The following is a 14,072-nucleotide window of genomic DNA, read 5'->3' as shown; positions in this document are numbered from 1 at the left end:
CTCTAATCCCCCGACATCGCCTGCGAGATGGCGGCGAACGAGGCATCGAAGCGGTAGGGGATGTTCAGGTGGCTGTCGTCGAATTCCTCGTGCACGAAGGGAATGCCGCGCTGCCTGAGCTTCTCGCAGAAGATGCGGGCGCCGTACTGCAGGTTGAATTCGTCCTTCGTTCCGGCGTCCAGGTAGATCAGGCGCAGCGAGGCCAGCGCGCGGCGGTATTCGTCCACCAGGTGTACCGGATCCCATTCCAGCCAGCGGCGCCATGCCGCTTCGTCGAGTTCGCAGCTGTGCGGATCGAAGGGCAGCACGAAGCCGTGCGGGGCTTGCGGATCCGGTGAGTAGCAGGACGCCATCGCCAGCGTGTTGACCGCCGCGCGGTAGCCGGCGTCGCGCGGGCGGATCGTGTGCAGGTCGCGCATCAGCCGGTCGATGCCGCCCAGGCGTGCCAGTTCGCGCGCGCAGGCGACGAAGGCCGGCTTGTAGCACAACTCGAAATACAGGTCGCCGCTGTGCGAGGCCGTCAGGCCGAAGATGTCCGGATGGCGCATCGCCAGCATCAGCGCCCCATATCCTCCCGAACTCTTGCCCACCACGGCGCGGCAATCGCGGCTGCCGAGCGTGCGGTAGCTGCGGTCGATGTGGGGCACCAGTTCCTGCACCAGGTGGTCTTCGTAGCGTCCGGTCGCGCTGGAGTTGATGTACTGGCTGCCGCCCAGGCGGGTCAGGCAGTCCGGCATCACGACGATCGCCGGCCGCATGGTCCCGCTGCCGATCAGCCGGTCCAGGCGCTGGACGATGTTCTCGTCCCATACCGTATCGTTCAGGAAGGTCGTGCCGCGGCCGTTGAAACCTGCCAGCAGGTAGACGACGGGGTAGCGGCGTGCATGCTCCTCGTCGTAACCGGGCGGCAGGTAGACCGGGATGTCGCGCCGGGCCGGGTCTCCGAGGGGATTGCCGGCCAGGATGGGGCTGTGGAAGGATTCGATGACGAGACGGCTGGGCAAACAGATCTCCTTGTGTGATGTAACGAAGATTAACGCATGCCGAGCTGGCGCAGGTGGGCCAGCTTGGCGTTATAGAGATTACGCGTATCCTTGCGCGTGCTGGTATCGGCCGCCAGGGTCAGCTGTTCGCGCGCTTCCTTGACCTCGCCGAGCTGCAGCAGGCTCGCCGCCAGCCAGAAATGGAATTCGTCGTAGTAGGGCGCGCGCCTGACTTCGCGCGCGAACAAATCCCTGGCCTCGCTGTATTCCCCATGCTGGTAGGCGGTGACGCCCTTGTTGAAGTAGAGGAAGGGCGGAGCCGGCTCGATCTTGGCGGCGCGCTGGGCGACCGCCCTGGCTTCCTCCGTCTTGCCCTGTGCCGTCAGCACCGGTTCGAGGTTGCGCAGGGTGATGACGCTTTCGGGTTCGCGTGCCAGCGCTGCACGGAAGGCACGCTCGGCCATGGCGAAATCGCCGCGGCGATCGTAGATCACGCCCAGGGTATTGTAGGCCAGCGCGGTGCGCGGGTTGCCGCTGGTGGCGGCGCGCGCCCACCAGTAGGCATCGTCGAGCTTGCCCTGCACGAGGGCTTCGGCGGCGCGGTTGTTCTGGAACATCATGATGATGTCTTCTTCGTCCAGTTGCCGGGTATAGCGCTTGTCGGCGCGCGCATCCGGCAGGAAGTCGACCACCAGCGCGCGTTCCGGATCCGAACCGTAGAGCTCGGGGGCGCGATAGGCCAGCAGCAGATTCACATGGCCGCTGAGCAGGTAGAAGCCGTTGTTGCGGCTCCAGCTTTCCTCCATGATGACGTCCTGGTAGCGCACCGTCATCCCGAGTTCCTTGGCGAAGGCGGCCGTCATGATCACCAGCGACATGCAGTTGCCGGCGCGGTCGCGGAAGGTTTCGGCCGCGTTGCGGGTATAGGTCGCGTCGTAATCGAGTTTCAGGCCGGTCTTGCTGCCGGTGTACAAGGCTTCCAGCAGGCCGTATTCCTTGCCGCGGTTGCGCAGATAGGTATTGAAGGCCGCACTGTGCAGATACTCGCGCATTTCGGGGCTGAGCGCGAACAGGTCGGCGGTACTGATTTTTTCGGTCGGCGGACCGAAGGCGGCGTCGCGGTACAGGTCGGGTGCCGGGGCCGGCGGCGCGCTGGCGCAGCCGGCCAGCAGGACCATCATGAACGCAATGAGGTATCGCATTTTCTCCTCCGTGTCCGGTGTACTTTTTCTTTCAGTATCTGCCGGTGCGGAGGAGATGTAAAGACGCTCTCGAGGGGGGATCTTACTGTTCGTTACTGTTCGTCGTGGAAGGCTTCGTGCAGTTCGTCGAGCAGCTCGGCGGTTTCTTCCGCCGACAGGCCGAGATAGGTGCAGGCGCGCACGCCGCCCTTGTTCCACTCGAGCGATTCGGCATGGCCCTGGTACTTGCAGATCGCGGCTTCCGCCAGCAGCGACAGCGCCACCAGCGAACGCACCGCGCCGGCGGTATGCGCGTCTTCCAGCATGGCGTAGTCGTGATGGTGCAGGATGGCCCAGCCGACATGGTCGGACAAGCCCCAGTTGCGCGCCAGCAGGCAACCGATCGAGGCGTGCGAAGTGGCGTGGCGCTCTTCCTCCAGCGCCGTGAAGGGACGCTCGGCTTCGAGCGAGGCGGCGGCGTAAGTGGCGCCGTAGTCGGCGAAGCGGTCCATCAGCAGGGGCAGGCCGGTGTCGCAGAACAGGCCGAAGGTATGTGCCACGTCCGGCTCGCCGATGCGCAGGCGGCGCGACAGGAATACCATGGCCTGGGCGCGGCGGGTCGAGACGTCCCAGAAGCTGGCCAGGGCCGCGCTGTTGGCGGGAATCGCCTGGCGCGCCAGCAGGCCGGTCATCAGCGCGGCGACCTGGTTAATGCCGAGGAAGAGGATGGCCTGTTCGATCGACTTGGCCTTGCGCCGCCCGCCATAGATGGCCGAATTGGCCAGTTTCAGCAGGGCGCCCGACATGCCGACGTCGCTGGCGACGATGCGGCCGATCGTCTCCGGGCTCGGATCCGGCGAAGCAAGCTCGCGCTGCAGGTCGGCCAGCAGGCTGGGACGAGGCGGGATGCGGATCGACTTGATCAGGGCGTCGACGGGATCCTCGGCGGCGGCGGGACGCGCCAGGGCGGATGCTGTACTCATGGCAGGGGAGGGAAACGATGCTGCACGGAAAGACGTGCCAAGCTCGTCACTATAAACCAGCACACAACAAGTTGCATCAAAGTATTCATTTTGTGTGGCAAATCAGACAGTTGCCGTTGTCACACCGCAGAGCCGACCGTGCGACTTTCTGGACGCGGCCGTTATAAGATTGCCACATGTCTTCTTTCATGCTTGCGGGGATCGATTTCTCCGCCCGTTCCGACGTCGTGGCGCGCCAGCTGATCGGCGTGACCGTGCTGGTCGACGGCGTCGGCGGCCGGATCGTCGAAACCGAAGCCTATGACGGCGAGGATCCGGCTTCCCACGCCTACTCCGGACCGACGGAGCGCAATTTCGCGATGTTCGGCCCGCCGGCCCATGCCTATGTCTACCGTTCCTATGGCATCCACTGGTGCCTCAACTTCGTCTGCATGGAACAGGGGCACGGCGCCGGGGTGCTGATCCGCGCCCTCGAACCGGTGGCCGGCCTGGAGACGATGCGCGAGCGGCGCGGCACCACCGACGAGTGGCTGCTGTGCTCCGGGCCCGGCAAGCTGTGCCAGGCGCTGGGGGTGACGCGGGCGCTGAACGGGTCCTCGCTGGCGCAGCCGCCATTTGAACTGGCGGCCGCGCCGAAGGGTATCGAGGTGGTGACCGGCCCGCGGATCGGTATCTCGAAGGCGGTCGACGTGCCGTGGCGTTTCGGCCTGAAGGGTTCGCGCTACGTCAGCAAGCGCTTTCCATAACGGCTAGGCGCGCCGCCGCAGGCCCTGGCGGTTTTCCAGCGCGGGACGCGGGCCCCGGCTGGCGCCGGCTCGCATCGGGCTGTCCGTCGCGCGCCGCTCGACCTGGGCGAACTCCCCGTCCTCCTCATCCTGCGCGGCACCAGCCGCTTCGACGCCCTCGATCTGGAACACGGATACGGCGCGCGCCAGGTTGACGGTCTGCTCGTGCAGGCTGGCCGCGGCCGCCGCGGCCTGCTCGACCAGGGCCGCGTTCTGCTGGGTCATGTCGTCCATTTGCCCGACCGCGCGGTTGACTTCCGCGATGCCGTCGGCCTGTTCCGTGCTGGCCGAACTGATGCGGTTGATGATGTCGTTCACCTGCTGCACCGAGGCGACCACGCTGCCCATGCTGGCGCCGGCTTCGTTGACCGAGGCGCTGCCGCCGTCGATGATGGCGACCGAATCGGCAATCAATGCCTTGATCTCCTTCGCCGCCGAGGCCGAGCGCTGGGCCAGGGTGCGCACCTCGCTGGCCACCACCGCGAAGCCGCGTCCCTGCTCGCCGGCGCGCGCCGCTTCCACCGCCGCGTTCAGCGCCAGCAGGTTGGTCTGGAACGAGATGCCGTCGATGACGCCGATGATGTCGACGATCTTGCGCGAGCTGGCGCGGATCGATTCCATGGTCGCCACCGCGCGCTCGACCGACTGGCCGCCGCTGGCCGCCAGCCGCGCCGCCTCGGCCGCCAGCCCGGTGGCCAGGCGCGCGTTGTCGGCGTTGCCCTTGACGGCCGTGGTCAGGGTTTCCATCGCGCTGGCGGTCTGCTGCAGCGAGCCGGCCTGCAGCTCGGTGCGGGTCGACAGGTCGAGGTTGCCGCTGGCGATTTCCTGCGAGGCGGTGTCGATCGAGTGGACCGAGGCCAGGATGCTGCGCAGGGTGTCGTTCAGGATGGCGATCGAATGGTCGAGCGCCCGCGAGGTGTCGGCGATTTCGTCGCGCCCATCGTTGCCGGCGCCGCGCTTGAGCCGCCCCTTGGCCAGTTCGCCGACCACTTCCGACATCGCGTTGATATCGGCCAGCATCGCGCGCCGCACCAGCATCGTCACCACCAGCGACAGCGCGATCGACAGCACGACCAGTCCCGCCATCGTCATGCCGAGCATCTGGAACTCGGCCTTGGCGGCGTCGTGCGCCTGAGAGCTCAGTTGCTGTTCGAGGGCCGACAGCTGCGCCAGCTGCGTGTTCAGCACGCCGAAGCGCTGTTCCGCAAGCCGCATCGAACCGGTGGCCAGCGACTGGTCCACCTGCGCCAGCTCGATGCTGTCGGTCGCGCTCTTGCGGTAGTCGGCCAGGGCCTTGATCGACGATGCGATCAGCTTGCGCTCGGCGGGATTCGATGCCTCCGCCAGCGCTGCCAGGCGGGCCTGCAACGCTTCGTGTTTCTTCTTGATGTCGGCGACCAGCGCATCGATCCGTCCCTGCCCGAAGCTGCCGCTGATGGACGCCAGCAGCTGGTAGATGTTGCCATGCGCGTACTTGGCGTCGCCCGAGATCTCGGCTGCCGACTTGAGGTGTGCGGTGCGGACCTGCACGATGTTTTCCAGCGATGCGTTCTGGCGCACCATGCCGTAATAGGCGGCGCCGGAAAGCAGCATCAGGAGCAGCAGCACCAGGGTGGGAGCCAGCAGCAGTTTGGGACCGATCCGTAATTTTTTCAGCATGCTTCCCCCGCCAGTAATGGCCGGCGAGCCGGCCGGAATCGCACCCCGTTCGGCATTACGCCGTCATTTCTTGTAGATGCCCGCTTCCAGCACGACGTCGTCGACCTTCACCATATAGGTGGTCTTCGGTTCGATCTTGCCGCTGACGGGGTTCTTGTAGGTGTAGTCATACCAGCCCTTGCCCTTGGTCGCCGCCAGCTGGACCATTTCGCGGCGGTACATCTTGCCGTTGGTATCGGGCACGTCGATCAGGTCCTTGCCGATCAGTGTCGGGTTGACCGGATGGGCCAGCATGATCGCGTTCCTGGCGTCGCGCATGTGGAGGTAGAGCTCGCCTTTGTAGAACTCCGGATCCTTGCTGTTGATCCGCTTGATCATGGCGTCCTTGCCGTTCGCCTTCATGAAGGCGACACCTTTTTCGACCAGCGCAACGGCATCCTTTTCGGTGGCGTCGGTGGCGCAGGCGTTGCCCATGGCGAATGCGCAGGATAATGTGGCGGCAGTGAACAGCAGCTTCATGGCGGGATTTCCTTTATAAGAAAAATTCGAAGGGAAATGTTTCCTATTTGCATTAAGCAATGTACGACACCGGGTCCGCAGATAAGTTGCGCTGGCACAAGCTAGACGGCGGCCAGGAAGTCGGCCAGCATCAGCGGCTCGGTGATCATCGGATCGTGATGGGTGTTCAGCTCCACCCATGTCCAGCCCGGCTGGCGCTTGAGGTTCTTCTTGACCTCGACCAGGGGCTCGAACGGCGAAGCGATGCAATCGATGTAAATCCGCGGAACGCCATTGCCCATGGGGTTGTTCAGCACCAGCTTTTCCTGATAGGTGCCCACCGGTTGCGGCGTCAGGCGTTCGCTGAGCCACGCCATCGTCTGTTTGTCGGTGACGCCGTAGGAGCTGGCTGGCGGCGCCGGGATCGCGATGCCCTTGCCCTGGCGTTCCACCTGTTCGAGGCGCTTCTTCGTCACTGCGGCCGGCTGGGCTTCGAACACCGACAGCCCGCTGTCGAGCACCATGGCGTCCACGAACACCAGGCTTTTGAGCAACTGCGGCATGCGGTCCGCGACGCCGCTGATCACCACGCCGCCGAAGCCGCTGCCCACCAGGATCACATCGCCCAGGTTCTCGTAGCGGATGTGATTGCTGATGCTCGTGATGAAGGTTGATAGCGAAAGATCCTTCGACAGCAAATGCGCCTGTTCGCCCAGTCCGGGACAGGTCGGCGCAGTCACGGTATGGCCGCGTGCGCGCAGGGCGTGCGTGACCGCGTCCCAGCACCACCCGCCATACCAGGCGCCATGGACCAGCACGAAGGTCTTCGGCTTGTTCGCCACGGGCGATGCCGGCGGGCGTGCGGCGGAGGCCGCGCCGCCCAGGAACAGGCTGCCCAGCGCGGCGAGGTGGAAGGTACGGCGTCCCAGCTTGGTCGACTTCATTCAGGCCTCCATGTGGTCGTGAGCAAAGCGAAATTCGCAGTGTCGTTCTGTTCCGCAAGCGTTTCCTTGACAGGAAGCAAGGCAAAACGTTAACCCACGGAAATTGCTCTACACCCTCAAAAGTTGCGGATGCGCAACCGTGTCACCGGCCGCCTATCTATCATTGGTTTGTTTTATTCATGAACCATTGTTCAACAATGCACTCATCTCATCCATATGAGGTTCACATGTACAAGATCGCAGTCATCGGCTTGGGACCACGCGGTATCTCGGTGCTCGACCGCATCATCGCGTATGCACGGAATGATCCGCATGCAACGCCGCTGGGGTTGTACTTGTTTGACGGTAAGGAATTCGGGCCGGGCTGCCATACCACCGACCAGGCGGACCACCTGCTGGTCAACACGGTCGCTTGCCAGATGACGCAGTTTTCCGACGATACCGTCCGCGGCGCCGGACCGCTGTTGTACGGTCCTTCGTTTGCCGACTGGCTCGGCAGCAAAAGCGGCAGGGGGCCGGGCGTGGCGGCCGAGCATCTGGTCATCGACCGCAACGGCTACTATTCGCGCGCCCTGTTCGGCGATTACCTGCGCTGGGGCTTCGAGTACCTGAAGAAGATGGCGCCGCCGCAGGTGAAGATTTTCCTGCACAACTTCGCCAACGTCGACGATCTCGAGGCCAATGGGGAGGGCTGGAATGTGTTCTACGACGGCTGCGCCTATCCGGTCGATTTCGTGTTCCTGACCACCGGCCACGCGCGCAAGCTGCCGAGCGAGGCCGAGTCGGCGCTGATCCAGAAAGTCGAGCGCGCACGCGCCCACAACCCGAGCCTGCAGGTCGTGCTGGAACCCTATCCGATCCGCAATGCCGTCTCGAGCGTCAAGGAGCGCGACAGCATCGCCATCGAAGGCATCGGCCTGACCACCTTCGACCTGCTGGCGCAGTTGACGGCCGGCCGGGGCGGCAGCTTCGTCCCATGCGGCAAGATGGAACCCGCGGGCCGCCTGCGTTACCGGCCGTCGGGCAAGGAACCGAAAATCCTGTTGTACTCGCGCTCGGGCTTGCCGCTGATGGCGCGCGCGACCAACCAGAAAGGCGTGTTCGGCCAGTACAAGCCGAAATTCCTGACCATGGCCAAGGTCGAGGAACTGCGGACGGAAACGCCGGGCGGCAAGCTCGATTTCGACCGGCAGATCATGCCGCTGCTCTGGAGCGACATGCAGTTCGCCTATTATTTCTCGTATCTGTACCGCAAGCTGGACAAGCTCACCGCGCTGACGTTCAGTAACGAGTTCATGGCGGCCGGCAGTGCGGCGGCGCGCCAGGCGCTGATCGACAAGTACGTCACCCGGCGCGACCAGCTGTCGTGGGACGAACTGGTCAACCCGATTCCCGCCCGTGCGCTGCAGAGCCGGCGCCAGTATGACGACTGGCTGCGCGGCTATATGTGGGGCGACTTCGAGCAGGCCTGTCTCGGCAACCTGGACGGACCGCTGAAATCCGCCTGCGACGTGCTGCGCGACGTGCGCGACGTGATCCGCAGCGCCATCGACTATGGCGGACTGACCGAGCAGTCGCACCGCTGGGTGCTGTCCGAGTTCTTGCCGATCATGAACCGGCTGGCGGTCGGACCGCCGAAGGAGAGGATCGCGCAGCTGCTCGCGCTGATGGACGCCGGCGTCGTGCAGGCCGACTTCGGACCCGGCGCGAGCTGTGTCCTGGACGAGCACTCCGGCCGCTTCGTGGTGCGCAGCCACTGGAACGGCGAAACCGAAACGGCCGACGTGCTGGTACGCGGGCGCGCCTCGCTGCCGGGGCCACGGGAGGACAAGTCGCCGCTGATGCGCAAGATGATGCAGCGCGGGATCGTGTCTCCCTTCATGAACGGCAGCTTCCATCCGGGCGGCATCACCGTCGACCGCAACATGAACGTGGTCGGACGCGACGGCGCCCCGCAGTCCAGCCTGTGGGCGCTCGGCACCCTGGTCGAGGGATGCAAGTTCTACACCTTCGTGCTGCCGCGTCCCGGCGCCAATTCGACCACGATGGTCGACGCCGGGCGCGCCGTCGGCCGCATGATGGATGCGATCGGCGAGCGCAGCGCGCGTCTGCGGATGCTGCAGGCAAGCGATGAGCTGGCGGAACGCAGCAGCGGGATCGCGGCGCTCGCCTACCCGCTGGAGCGGCCGGCCGAGCCGGCCGACGCCGAAGCGCCGGAGGTCCCGGTTCCGCCGCTCGCCCTGACCGGGGCTTGAGGTGGGCGCTGCGCTGCGTACCCGCTTCGCACAGGCCGGCCCCGGCCTGTGCGGCATGGCCGCCACGCTGACCGGGGTCGGGATCGGACGCTTCGCCTATGCCGCGATCCTGCCCCTGCTGGTGCGGCAGGCATGGTTCGACCTGACCGCGGCAGGCTACCTCGGCGCCGCCAACCTGACCGGCTACCTGCTCGGCATCGGACTGGCATCGCTGCTGGCGCGCCGCTGCCGGGCCGGCCGCATGGTGCGGCTGTCGATGCTGCTGTGCGCGTTGAGTTTTTTCGCCTGCGGCTGGCGCGATGGCGGCCTGGCCTGGTTCGTGGCCTGGCGCACCGTCGCCGGCGCCTGCGGTGCGATCCTGATGGTGCAGGCGCCGGTGCTGATCCTGCCGCGCACCCCGGCGGCGCGGCGCGGACGCACCAGCGGCGTCATCTTTTCCGGCGTCGGCCTCGGCATCGTCGCCGCCTCCACCATCGTTCCCAGCCTGGCGAGCTACCAGCTGGCGGTGACCTGGCTGGCCTTGGGCGCCGTCTGCGCGCTGCTGACCGCGCTCACATGGCGCTACTGGCCGGACGGCGCCCCCACGGCCGCGACGCCGCAGCGGACAGCCCTGGGCCGGCCGCGCCTGTCCTTGCCGATCCTGCTGCTGTGCCTCGCCTATACGCTGAACGCGATCGGCTACCTGCCGCATACCCTGTTCTGGGCCGATTACATCACGCGCGAACTGCATCAGCCCCTGGCCGTCGCCAGCTTCTTCTGGGCCTGTTTCGGCGTCGGCGCGGCATGCGGCCCTTACCTGACCGGCGTGATCGCCGACCGCTTTGGCCTGAACCGTACGCTGGCGGTGGCATTCGGCCTGAAGGCCCTCGGCGTGGCGCTGCCGATGTTTTCCCAGGACGCTGTGACACTGCTGTCGTCGTCGGTGCTGGTCGGCTTCTTCTCGCCGGGTATCGTCGGCGCGGCATCCAGCTATGCGCTCGAGATCGGCGGCGCCGCGGACCACCGGCGCAACTGGACCGCGATGAACCTGTGCTTTTCGCTGGCCCAGGCCGGCGGCGCCAGCGGCATGGTGTGGCTCATGCATGGACGCCAGTCGTACGCAATCCTGTTCTGGATCAGCGCCGCCGCACTCGCCGTGTCGGCGCTGTGCATCGTCGCCATCGCCATGCTGCGCTTCAGGCACCGGACCGGCGACGCCCAGCCCGGCATCGCCTGAGGCGGCGCGCGACGTGGCGGGCGGCGAGGTCAAGTAGAATGCGGGATCGGTTTACTCGCACAGAAGGAAGAATATGAGATTGGTTCGCTACGGCCGCCCAGGTAAAGAAAAACCCGGCCTGTTCGACGAAGAAGGCCGCCTGCGCTCGCTGGCCGGCGTCATCGACGACATCGACGCATCGGTGTTGTCCGAAAAAGCGCTGCGCAAGCTGGCCAAGGTCGACTGGAAGACCCTGCCCATCGTGCGCGGCGAACCGCGCTTGGGCGTCCCGGTCAAGGGCGTCGGCAAATTCATCGGCATCGGCATGAACTACTCGGACCACGCGGCCGAGGTGGGCGCGCCGATCCCGAAGGAGCCGATCCTGTTCATGAAGGCGACCAGCTCCCTGTCCGGCCCGGACGATGCGATCCAGCTGCCGAAAGGCTCGAAGAAGACCGACTGGGAAGTCGAGCTGGGCGTGGTCATCGGCGAGCGCGCGCAGTACGTCAGCGAAGAAGACGCGCTGAAGTACGTGGCCGGCTACTGCGTGGTCAACGACGTCTCCGAGCGCGCCTTCCAGTTCGAGATGGGCTCGCAGTGGGACAAGGGCAAGGGCTGCGACACCTTCGGCCCGGTCGGCCCCTTCCTGGTGACCAAGGACGAGATCTTCGACGTGCAGGACCTCGACCTCTACCTGGAGCTGAACGGCAAGCGCATGCAGACCGGGAACACCTCGAACATGATCTTCACGGTTGCTAGAATCGTCAGCTACCTGTCGCGCTTCATGACCCTGGAGCCGGGCGACATCATCAGCACCGGCACCCCGCCGGGCGTGGGCCTGGGCCGCACGCCGCAGCGTTTCCTGAAGAAGGGGGACAAGCTGCGCCTGGGTATTGCGGGTCTGGGGGAGCAGCAGCAGGAAGTGGTGGCGTTTCCGAAATAAACCGCCGTCGTCCCCGCGCACTGTGGGGCCGACGCCAACGCGTGAGTTTCTCAATGCCTGTGTATGGCCTTCCAAGCCGCGTATTTGGACGGTCGCAAACCATAGCGCGCCAGTACGCCCTCGTGCAGCCGCTTGAGTTCTTTGACAATGAGCGCCTGCACGCTGGGCTGCTCATGCTCTGGCACATTGAGCGTCACGGATTGCTGGATGCTGGCGAGTGGCTCGCCTTCGGGATGGATAACGATCTCGAGGATGGTTTGCTTGATCAAGTCACGCCAGGCGAGGCGCAGGGGGGCGGGTTTAGCCATATTCTGCTTCAGTGCCAGGTATTCCTGTGTCGAGCGCTCATAGGCCCAGATGTACAGGTCGCGCTGCAGTTCGACGCGCGTCAACTCGTACGCCCAAGGTGGCACGGCTGTAGGCCCGCTCCGGTACGTCCAAAAACGTGAGTGGACACAGATTCACGCGAAACATCGGTAGATTCGCCGCCAGCCTGGAGGTGCGTTTATTGATGTCGGAAAATGGCTGCAGGTATGGCAAATGCGCCATCATGAAGAACGACTGCTCGAACGGATCGTCGATCTGGTTCGCCTTGTCCAGTAGCGCGTCCAGTCCGCGAATTTGGAGCAACGAAGATATTGCAAGGCCACAGGTCCATTTGCGCAACAATGAATTGTATCAGGACGCACGCAGAGGCACTGTCCCGTCGGCAGTGGGCGATGTCATTGCACTAATCCAATATCAAATGAACATTTCCTTATTGTATGAATAAAATTCATATCCAAATATTTCTCCTGGATCAATTCTATTATCCAAGCCCGGTCCTGCAATTAACCTTCTTTCTAATTTCGAAGTGAAGATGCGCTTCGTTTTTCGGAATTTTCGAGGCATTTCCTGTCATTCCCGTTTTGGCGATCCTTGTGCCTTCTTTTACCGAGCAGGCTCCGACAATTTTTTCAGAGAGATTCGCGTAAACTGCAAAATAGGTGAGGCCCTTGTGATTAAACATAAGGATTGCTTTCAGACCTAAGCCATTTTTTTCCTCATCAATATAAAGAAGTTCGCCATCCGAGATCGCATAGCAAATACTGTCTGGTGATGCAATCAGATCCTATCCTTGATGGGGTTGCGTATTGTTTACTCGAACCTTGCCGAAGGTATTACTCAAAGGATTATAACGTCCGAATTGACAAGGCCTGATCTTCATTTTTTCAAGAGGGAAGTGCATGTGAAAATCTCTAAAATTTAGGTTTTTGACATGCAGCAGAATCCTTTTGCTGGATTCCTCGCATTAGATCTTTTGAAGGCGCTGCTCTATAAAGAACACGAATCGCCGTAAGTTCAGTAGCACCCGCTTAATATAATAATTCTTACTATATTTTCCGAACCTCTCGGAAAAAATTAGTGCAACCAAGCCCAAAGCAACGAGCCATGCGCCGGTCGGTTCCGGAACCGTAGTGACATCGGAAACCGTTGATACGAAGAAGCCAGATGCGGGAGCTAAGCCCCTCTTAATGAGGAACTCAGTGCCATCTGTCGTATATAAAGGTGCGCCATCGTTGTTTGCAGCAGTCGCGGAGAAGGGGCCCCATCCCCAGATGAGGAAATCTGAGACTAAATTATAGCTGGCAAATCCTGCACCGCCATAAATCGCGAGTGGATACGTAGGCCCGTAGGCTGAGCTAAATCCAGCACCTTGATTTGTTTGATCCACACTAACGTAAAGCCCGCCGCGCGTAAGATCGATGCTGGCGGTATATGAATGCCCGTCGTGAAAGTAAACATCTAACGTTGCTTGGTTCAGCGTGTTCGTAAATCCACTTGCGCCTGGAACACTAAAGGCTTGCACCGTACTTGTGTCACCAATTGCCCGGATTGAAATATCGACGCACGCGGGGTCAGTTGTGCCTGAGCAGATATATGAAATACCGCCGATTTCGATTGATTGATAGCTCAGGTGGTCAAAGTATGAGATTGGATTCGCCCTTGTAGGGCCGGCGTACACTAATAAAGATATTCCGACAGTTTGAGCAAAAATTGCCAATTTTTGGGACGCTTTCATATCGAAATCCTTATCAGTATTTAAAGACCTAAAGTGAACTCTTGGGGGATTCGTATTGGAGGAACAAATTGAACGTTCCATCTAAAGCGTAACTATTAGAAAGCGTTCGCCGGCACAGAATGTGCTCAGTAGAAAGTACATCTGCGAGTCGGTCCGAGGTTACATCAGTTCGAGCATAATCCGTGCCACAAAAATTTTGCGCGACAAATCAAAAGTTTATAAATTATGGGTACTGTTCAATTGATCAACATGTAAAAAATTTCGACAACTGAAAGTGTAATTTTAATCTGCTACTGCATAAAGCAGTGCTTCGTATCCGATCCTGGAAGAAACATGCAGTCTGTGACATGAGTGTCCTATCACCTAACCATTACATGCTTTGGGTAGTCAGGTTCGACTGTTGTACGACTAACCACCTTAACTCGGACTGTTGGTGATGTCGATAATCGACAGTGTTCCCATCAATTGGAGGAGGGTTTTAGGAGCCAAACCGCGGTTACGATAGCGCCTCTAAGAATCGCCAAGACACGTAGATTTGAGCTTCCGCTCCGGGTCTATTGTTTTAAAAAGGTCGGCCGGAAAAT

General features: G+C 62.3%; 12 protein-coding genes and 1 pseudogene. 4 read left to right on the top strand and 9 right to left on the bottom strand.

The genetic code is table 11. From position 1 onward, the window contains the following. Positions 1-2: 2 nt before the first annotated feature. The 3 genes from AC1DOQ_RS16035 to AC1DOQ_RS16025 all read right to left on the bottom strand — a co-directional run bounded on the left by AC1DOQ_RS16035 (position 3) and on the right by AC1DOQ_RS16025 (position 3,147). On the bottom strand, positions 3-1,004 hold the full coding sequence (locus tag AC1DOQ_RS16035; protein ID WP_477366089.1) for an alpha/beta hydrolase: 1,002 nt from the start codon (positions 1,002-1,004) through the stop codon (positions 3-5). Between the two features lie 29 nt (positions 1,005-1,033). After that, a complete protein-coding gene (locus AC1DOQ_RS16030) occupies positions 1,034-2,185 on the bottom strand; it encodes a tetratricopeptide repeat protein (protein WP_477366086.1) in 1,152 nt (383 codons plus the stop codon). A 92-nt stretch (positions 2,186-2,277) separates the two neighbouring features. Next, entirely contained in the window at positions 2,278-3,147 is an 870-nt protein-coding gene (locus AC1DOQ_RS16025) for an HDOD domain-containing protein (RefSeq protein ID WP_477366084.1), read from the bottom strand. A gap of 176 nt (positions 3,148-3,323) precedes the next feature. Between AC1DOQ_RS16025 and AC1DOQ_RS16020 the strand changes: the two genes are divergently transcribed. Continuing rightward, positions 3,324-3,893: a DNA-3-methyladenine glycosylase gene (locus AC1DOQ_RS16020; RefSeq protein ID WP_477366081.1), complete on the top strand. Its 570-nt coding sequence runs from the start codon at positions 3,324-3,326 to the stop codon at positions 3,891-3,893. A gap of 3 nt (positions 3,894-3,896) precedes the next feature. Here AC1DOQ_RS16020 and AC1DOQ_RS16015 read toward each other — a convergent pair whose 3' ends face one another. The 3 genes from AC1DOQ_RS16015 to AC1DOQ_RS16005 all read right to left on the bottom strand — a co-directional run bounded on the left by AC1DOQ_RS16015 (position 3,897) and on the right by AC1DOQ_RS16005 (position 7,033). Beyond that, on the bottom strand, positions 3,897-5,591 hold the full coding sequence (locus tag AC1DOQ_RS16015; RefSeq protein ID WP_477366078.1) for a methyl-accepting chemotaxis protein: 1,695 nt from the start codon (positions 5,589-5,591) through the stop codon (positions 3,897-3,899). 63 nt (positions 5,592-5,654) lie between these two features. Further along, positions 5,655-6,110, bottom strand: coding sequence for a cache domain-containing protein (locus tag AC1DOQ_RS16010; RefSeq protein WP_477366075.1), 456 nt, complete (start codon positions 6,108-6,110; stop codon positions 5,655-5,657). 101 nt (positions 6,111-6,211) lie between these two features. Continuing rightward, complete coding sequence (locus AC1DOQ_RS16005; RefSeq protein ID WP_477366072.1) at positions 6,212-7,033, bottom strand: alpha/beta hydrolase; 822 nt, start codon at positions 7,031-7,033, stop codon at positions 6,212-6,214. A 227-nt stretch (positions 7,034-7,260) separates the two neighbouring features. Between AC1DOQ_RS16005 and AC1DOQ_RS16000 the strand changes: the two genes are divergently transcribed. The 3 genes from AC1DOQ_RS16000 (at position 7,261) to AC1DOQ_RS15990 (ending at position 11,426) form a co-directional block, all read left to right on the top strand. After that, a complete protein-coding gene (locus AC1DOQ_RS16000) occupies positions 7,261-9,288 on the top strand; it encodes an FAD/NAD(P)-binding protein (protein ID WP_477366069.1) in 2,028 nt (675 codons plus the stop codon). Position 9,289: 1 nt separating this feature from the next. Further along, the gene (locus AC1DOQ_RS15995; protein WP_477366067.1) at positions 9,290-10,504 is read left to right on the top strand and encodes a YbfB/YjiJ family MFS transporter; all 1,215 of its coding nucleotides are present in this window, start codon (positions 9,290-9,292) and stop codon (positions 10,502-10,504) included. Between the two features lie 73 nt (positions 10,505-10,577). Then, positions 10,578-11,426 (top strand): fumarylacetoacetate hydrolase family protein, encoded by an 849-nt coding sequence (locus AC1DOQ_RS15990; RefSeq protein WP_477366065.1) that lies wholly within the window; start codon positions 10,578-10,580, stop codon positions 11,424-11,426. Between the two features lie 50 nt (positions 11,427-11,476). Here AC1DOQ_RS15990 and AC1DOQ_RS15985 read toward each other — a convergent pair. The 3 genes and pseudogenes from AC1DOQ_RS15985 to AC1DOQ_RS15975 form a co-directional block, all read right to left on the bottom strand. Next, positions 11,477-12,038 (bottom strand): annotated as a pseudogene (locus AC1DOQ_RS15985) (Fic family protein); the annotation flags it as partial. 196 nt (positions 12,039-12,234) lie between these two features. Beyond that, the gene (locus tag AC1DOQ_RS15980; protein WP_477366288.1) at positions 12,235-12,531 is read right to left on the bottom strand and encodes a peptidoglycan DD-metalloendopeptidase family protein; all 297 of its coding nucleotides are present in this window, start codon (positions 12,529-12,531) and stop codon (positions 12,235-12,237) included. A 186-nt stretch (positions 12,532-12,717) separates the two neighbouring features. Beyond that, entirely contained in the window at positions 12,718-13,488 is a 771-nt protein-coding gene (locus AC1DOQ_RS15975) for a hypothetical protein (RefSeq protein WP_477366063.1), read from the bottom strand. Between the last annotated feature and the right edge of the window lie 584 nt (positions 13,489-14,072).

It is taken from the genome of Massilia sp. 01N417 (genome assembly GCF_056399645.1).
The sequence above is the reverse complement of the archived record's forward strand: the minus strand, read 5'-3'. Positions and strand labels throughout refer to the sequence as shown.

Coding starts and splice junctions, on each gene's coding strand:
- AC1DOQ_RS15975 (WP_477366063.1), bottom strand. CDS start 13,488: ATGAAAGCGTCCCAAAAATTGGCAATTTTTGCTCAAACTGTCGGAATA.
- AC1DOQ_RS16025 (WP_477366084.1), bottom strand. CDS start 3,147: ATGAGTACAGCATCCGCCCTGGCGCGTCCCGCCGCCGCCGAGGATCCC.
- AC1DOQ_RS16005 (WP_477366072.1), bottom strand. CDS start 7,033: ATGAAGTCGACCAAGCTGGGACGCCGTACCTTCCACCTCGCCGCGCTG.
- AC1DOQ_RS16010 (WP_477366075.1), bottom strand. CDS start 6,110: ATGAAGCTGCTGTTCACTGCCGCCACATTATCCTGCGCATTCGCCATG.
- AC1DOQ_RS16020 (WP_477366081.1), top strand. CDS start 3,324: ATGTCTTCTTTCATGCTTGCGGGGATCGATTTCTCCGCCCGTTCCGAC.
- AC1DOQ_RS16030 (WP_477366086.1), bottom strand. CDS start 2,185: ATGCGATACCTCATTGCGTTCATGATGGTCCTGCTGGCCGGCTGCGCC.
- AC1DOQ_RS15990 (WP_477366065.1), top strand. CDS start 10,578: ATGAGATTGGTTCGCTACGGCCGCCCAGGTAAAGAAAAACCCGGCCTG.
- AC1DOQ_RS16015 (WP_477366078.1), bottom strand. CDS start 5,591: ATGCTGAAAAAATTACGGATCGGTCCCAAACTGCTGCTGGCTCCCACC.
- AC1DOQ_RS16000 (WP_477366069.1), top strand. CDS start 7,261: ATGTACAAGATCGCAGTCATCGGCTTGGGACCACGCGGTATCTCGGTG.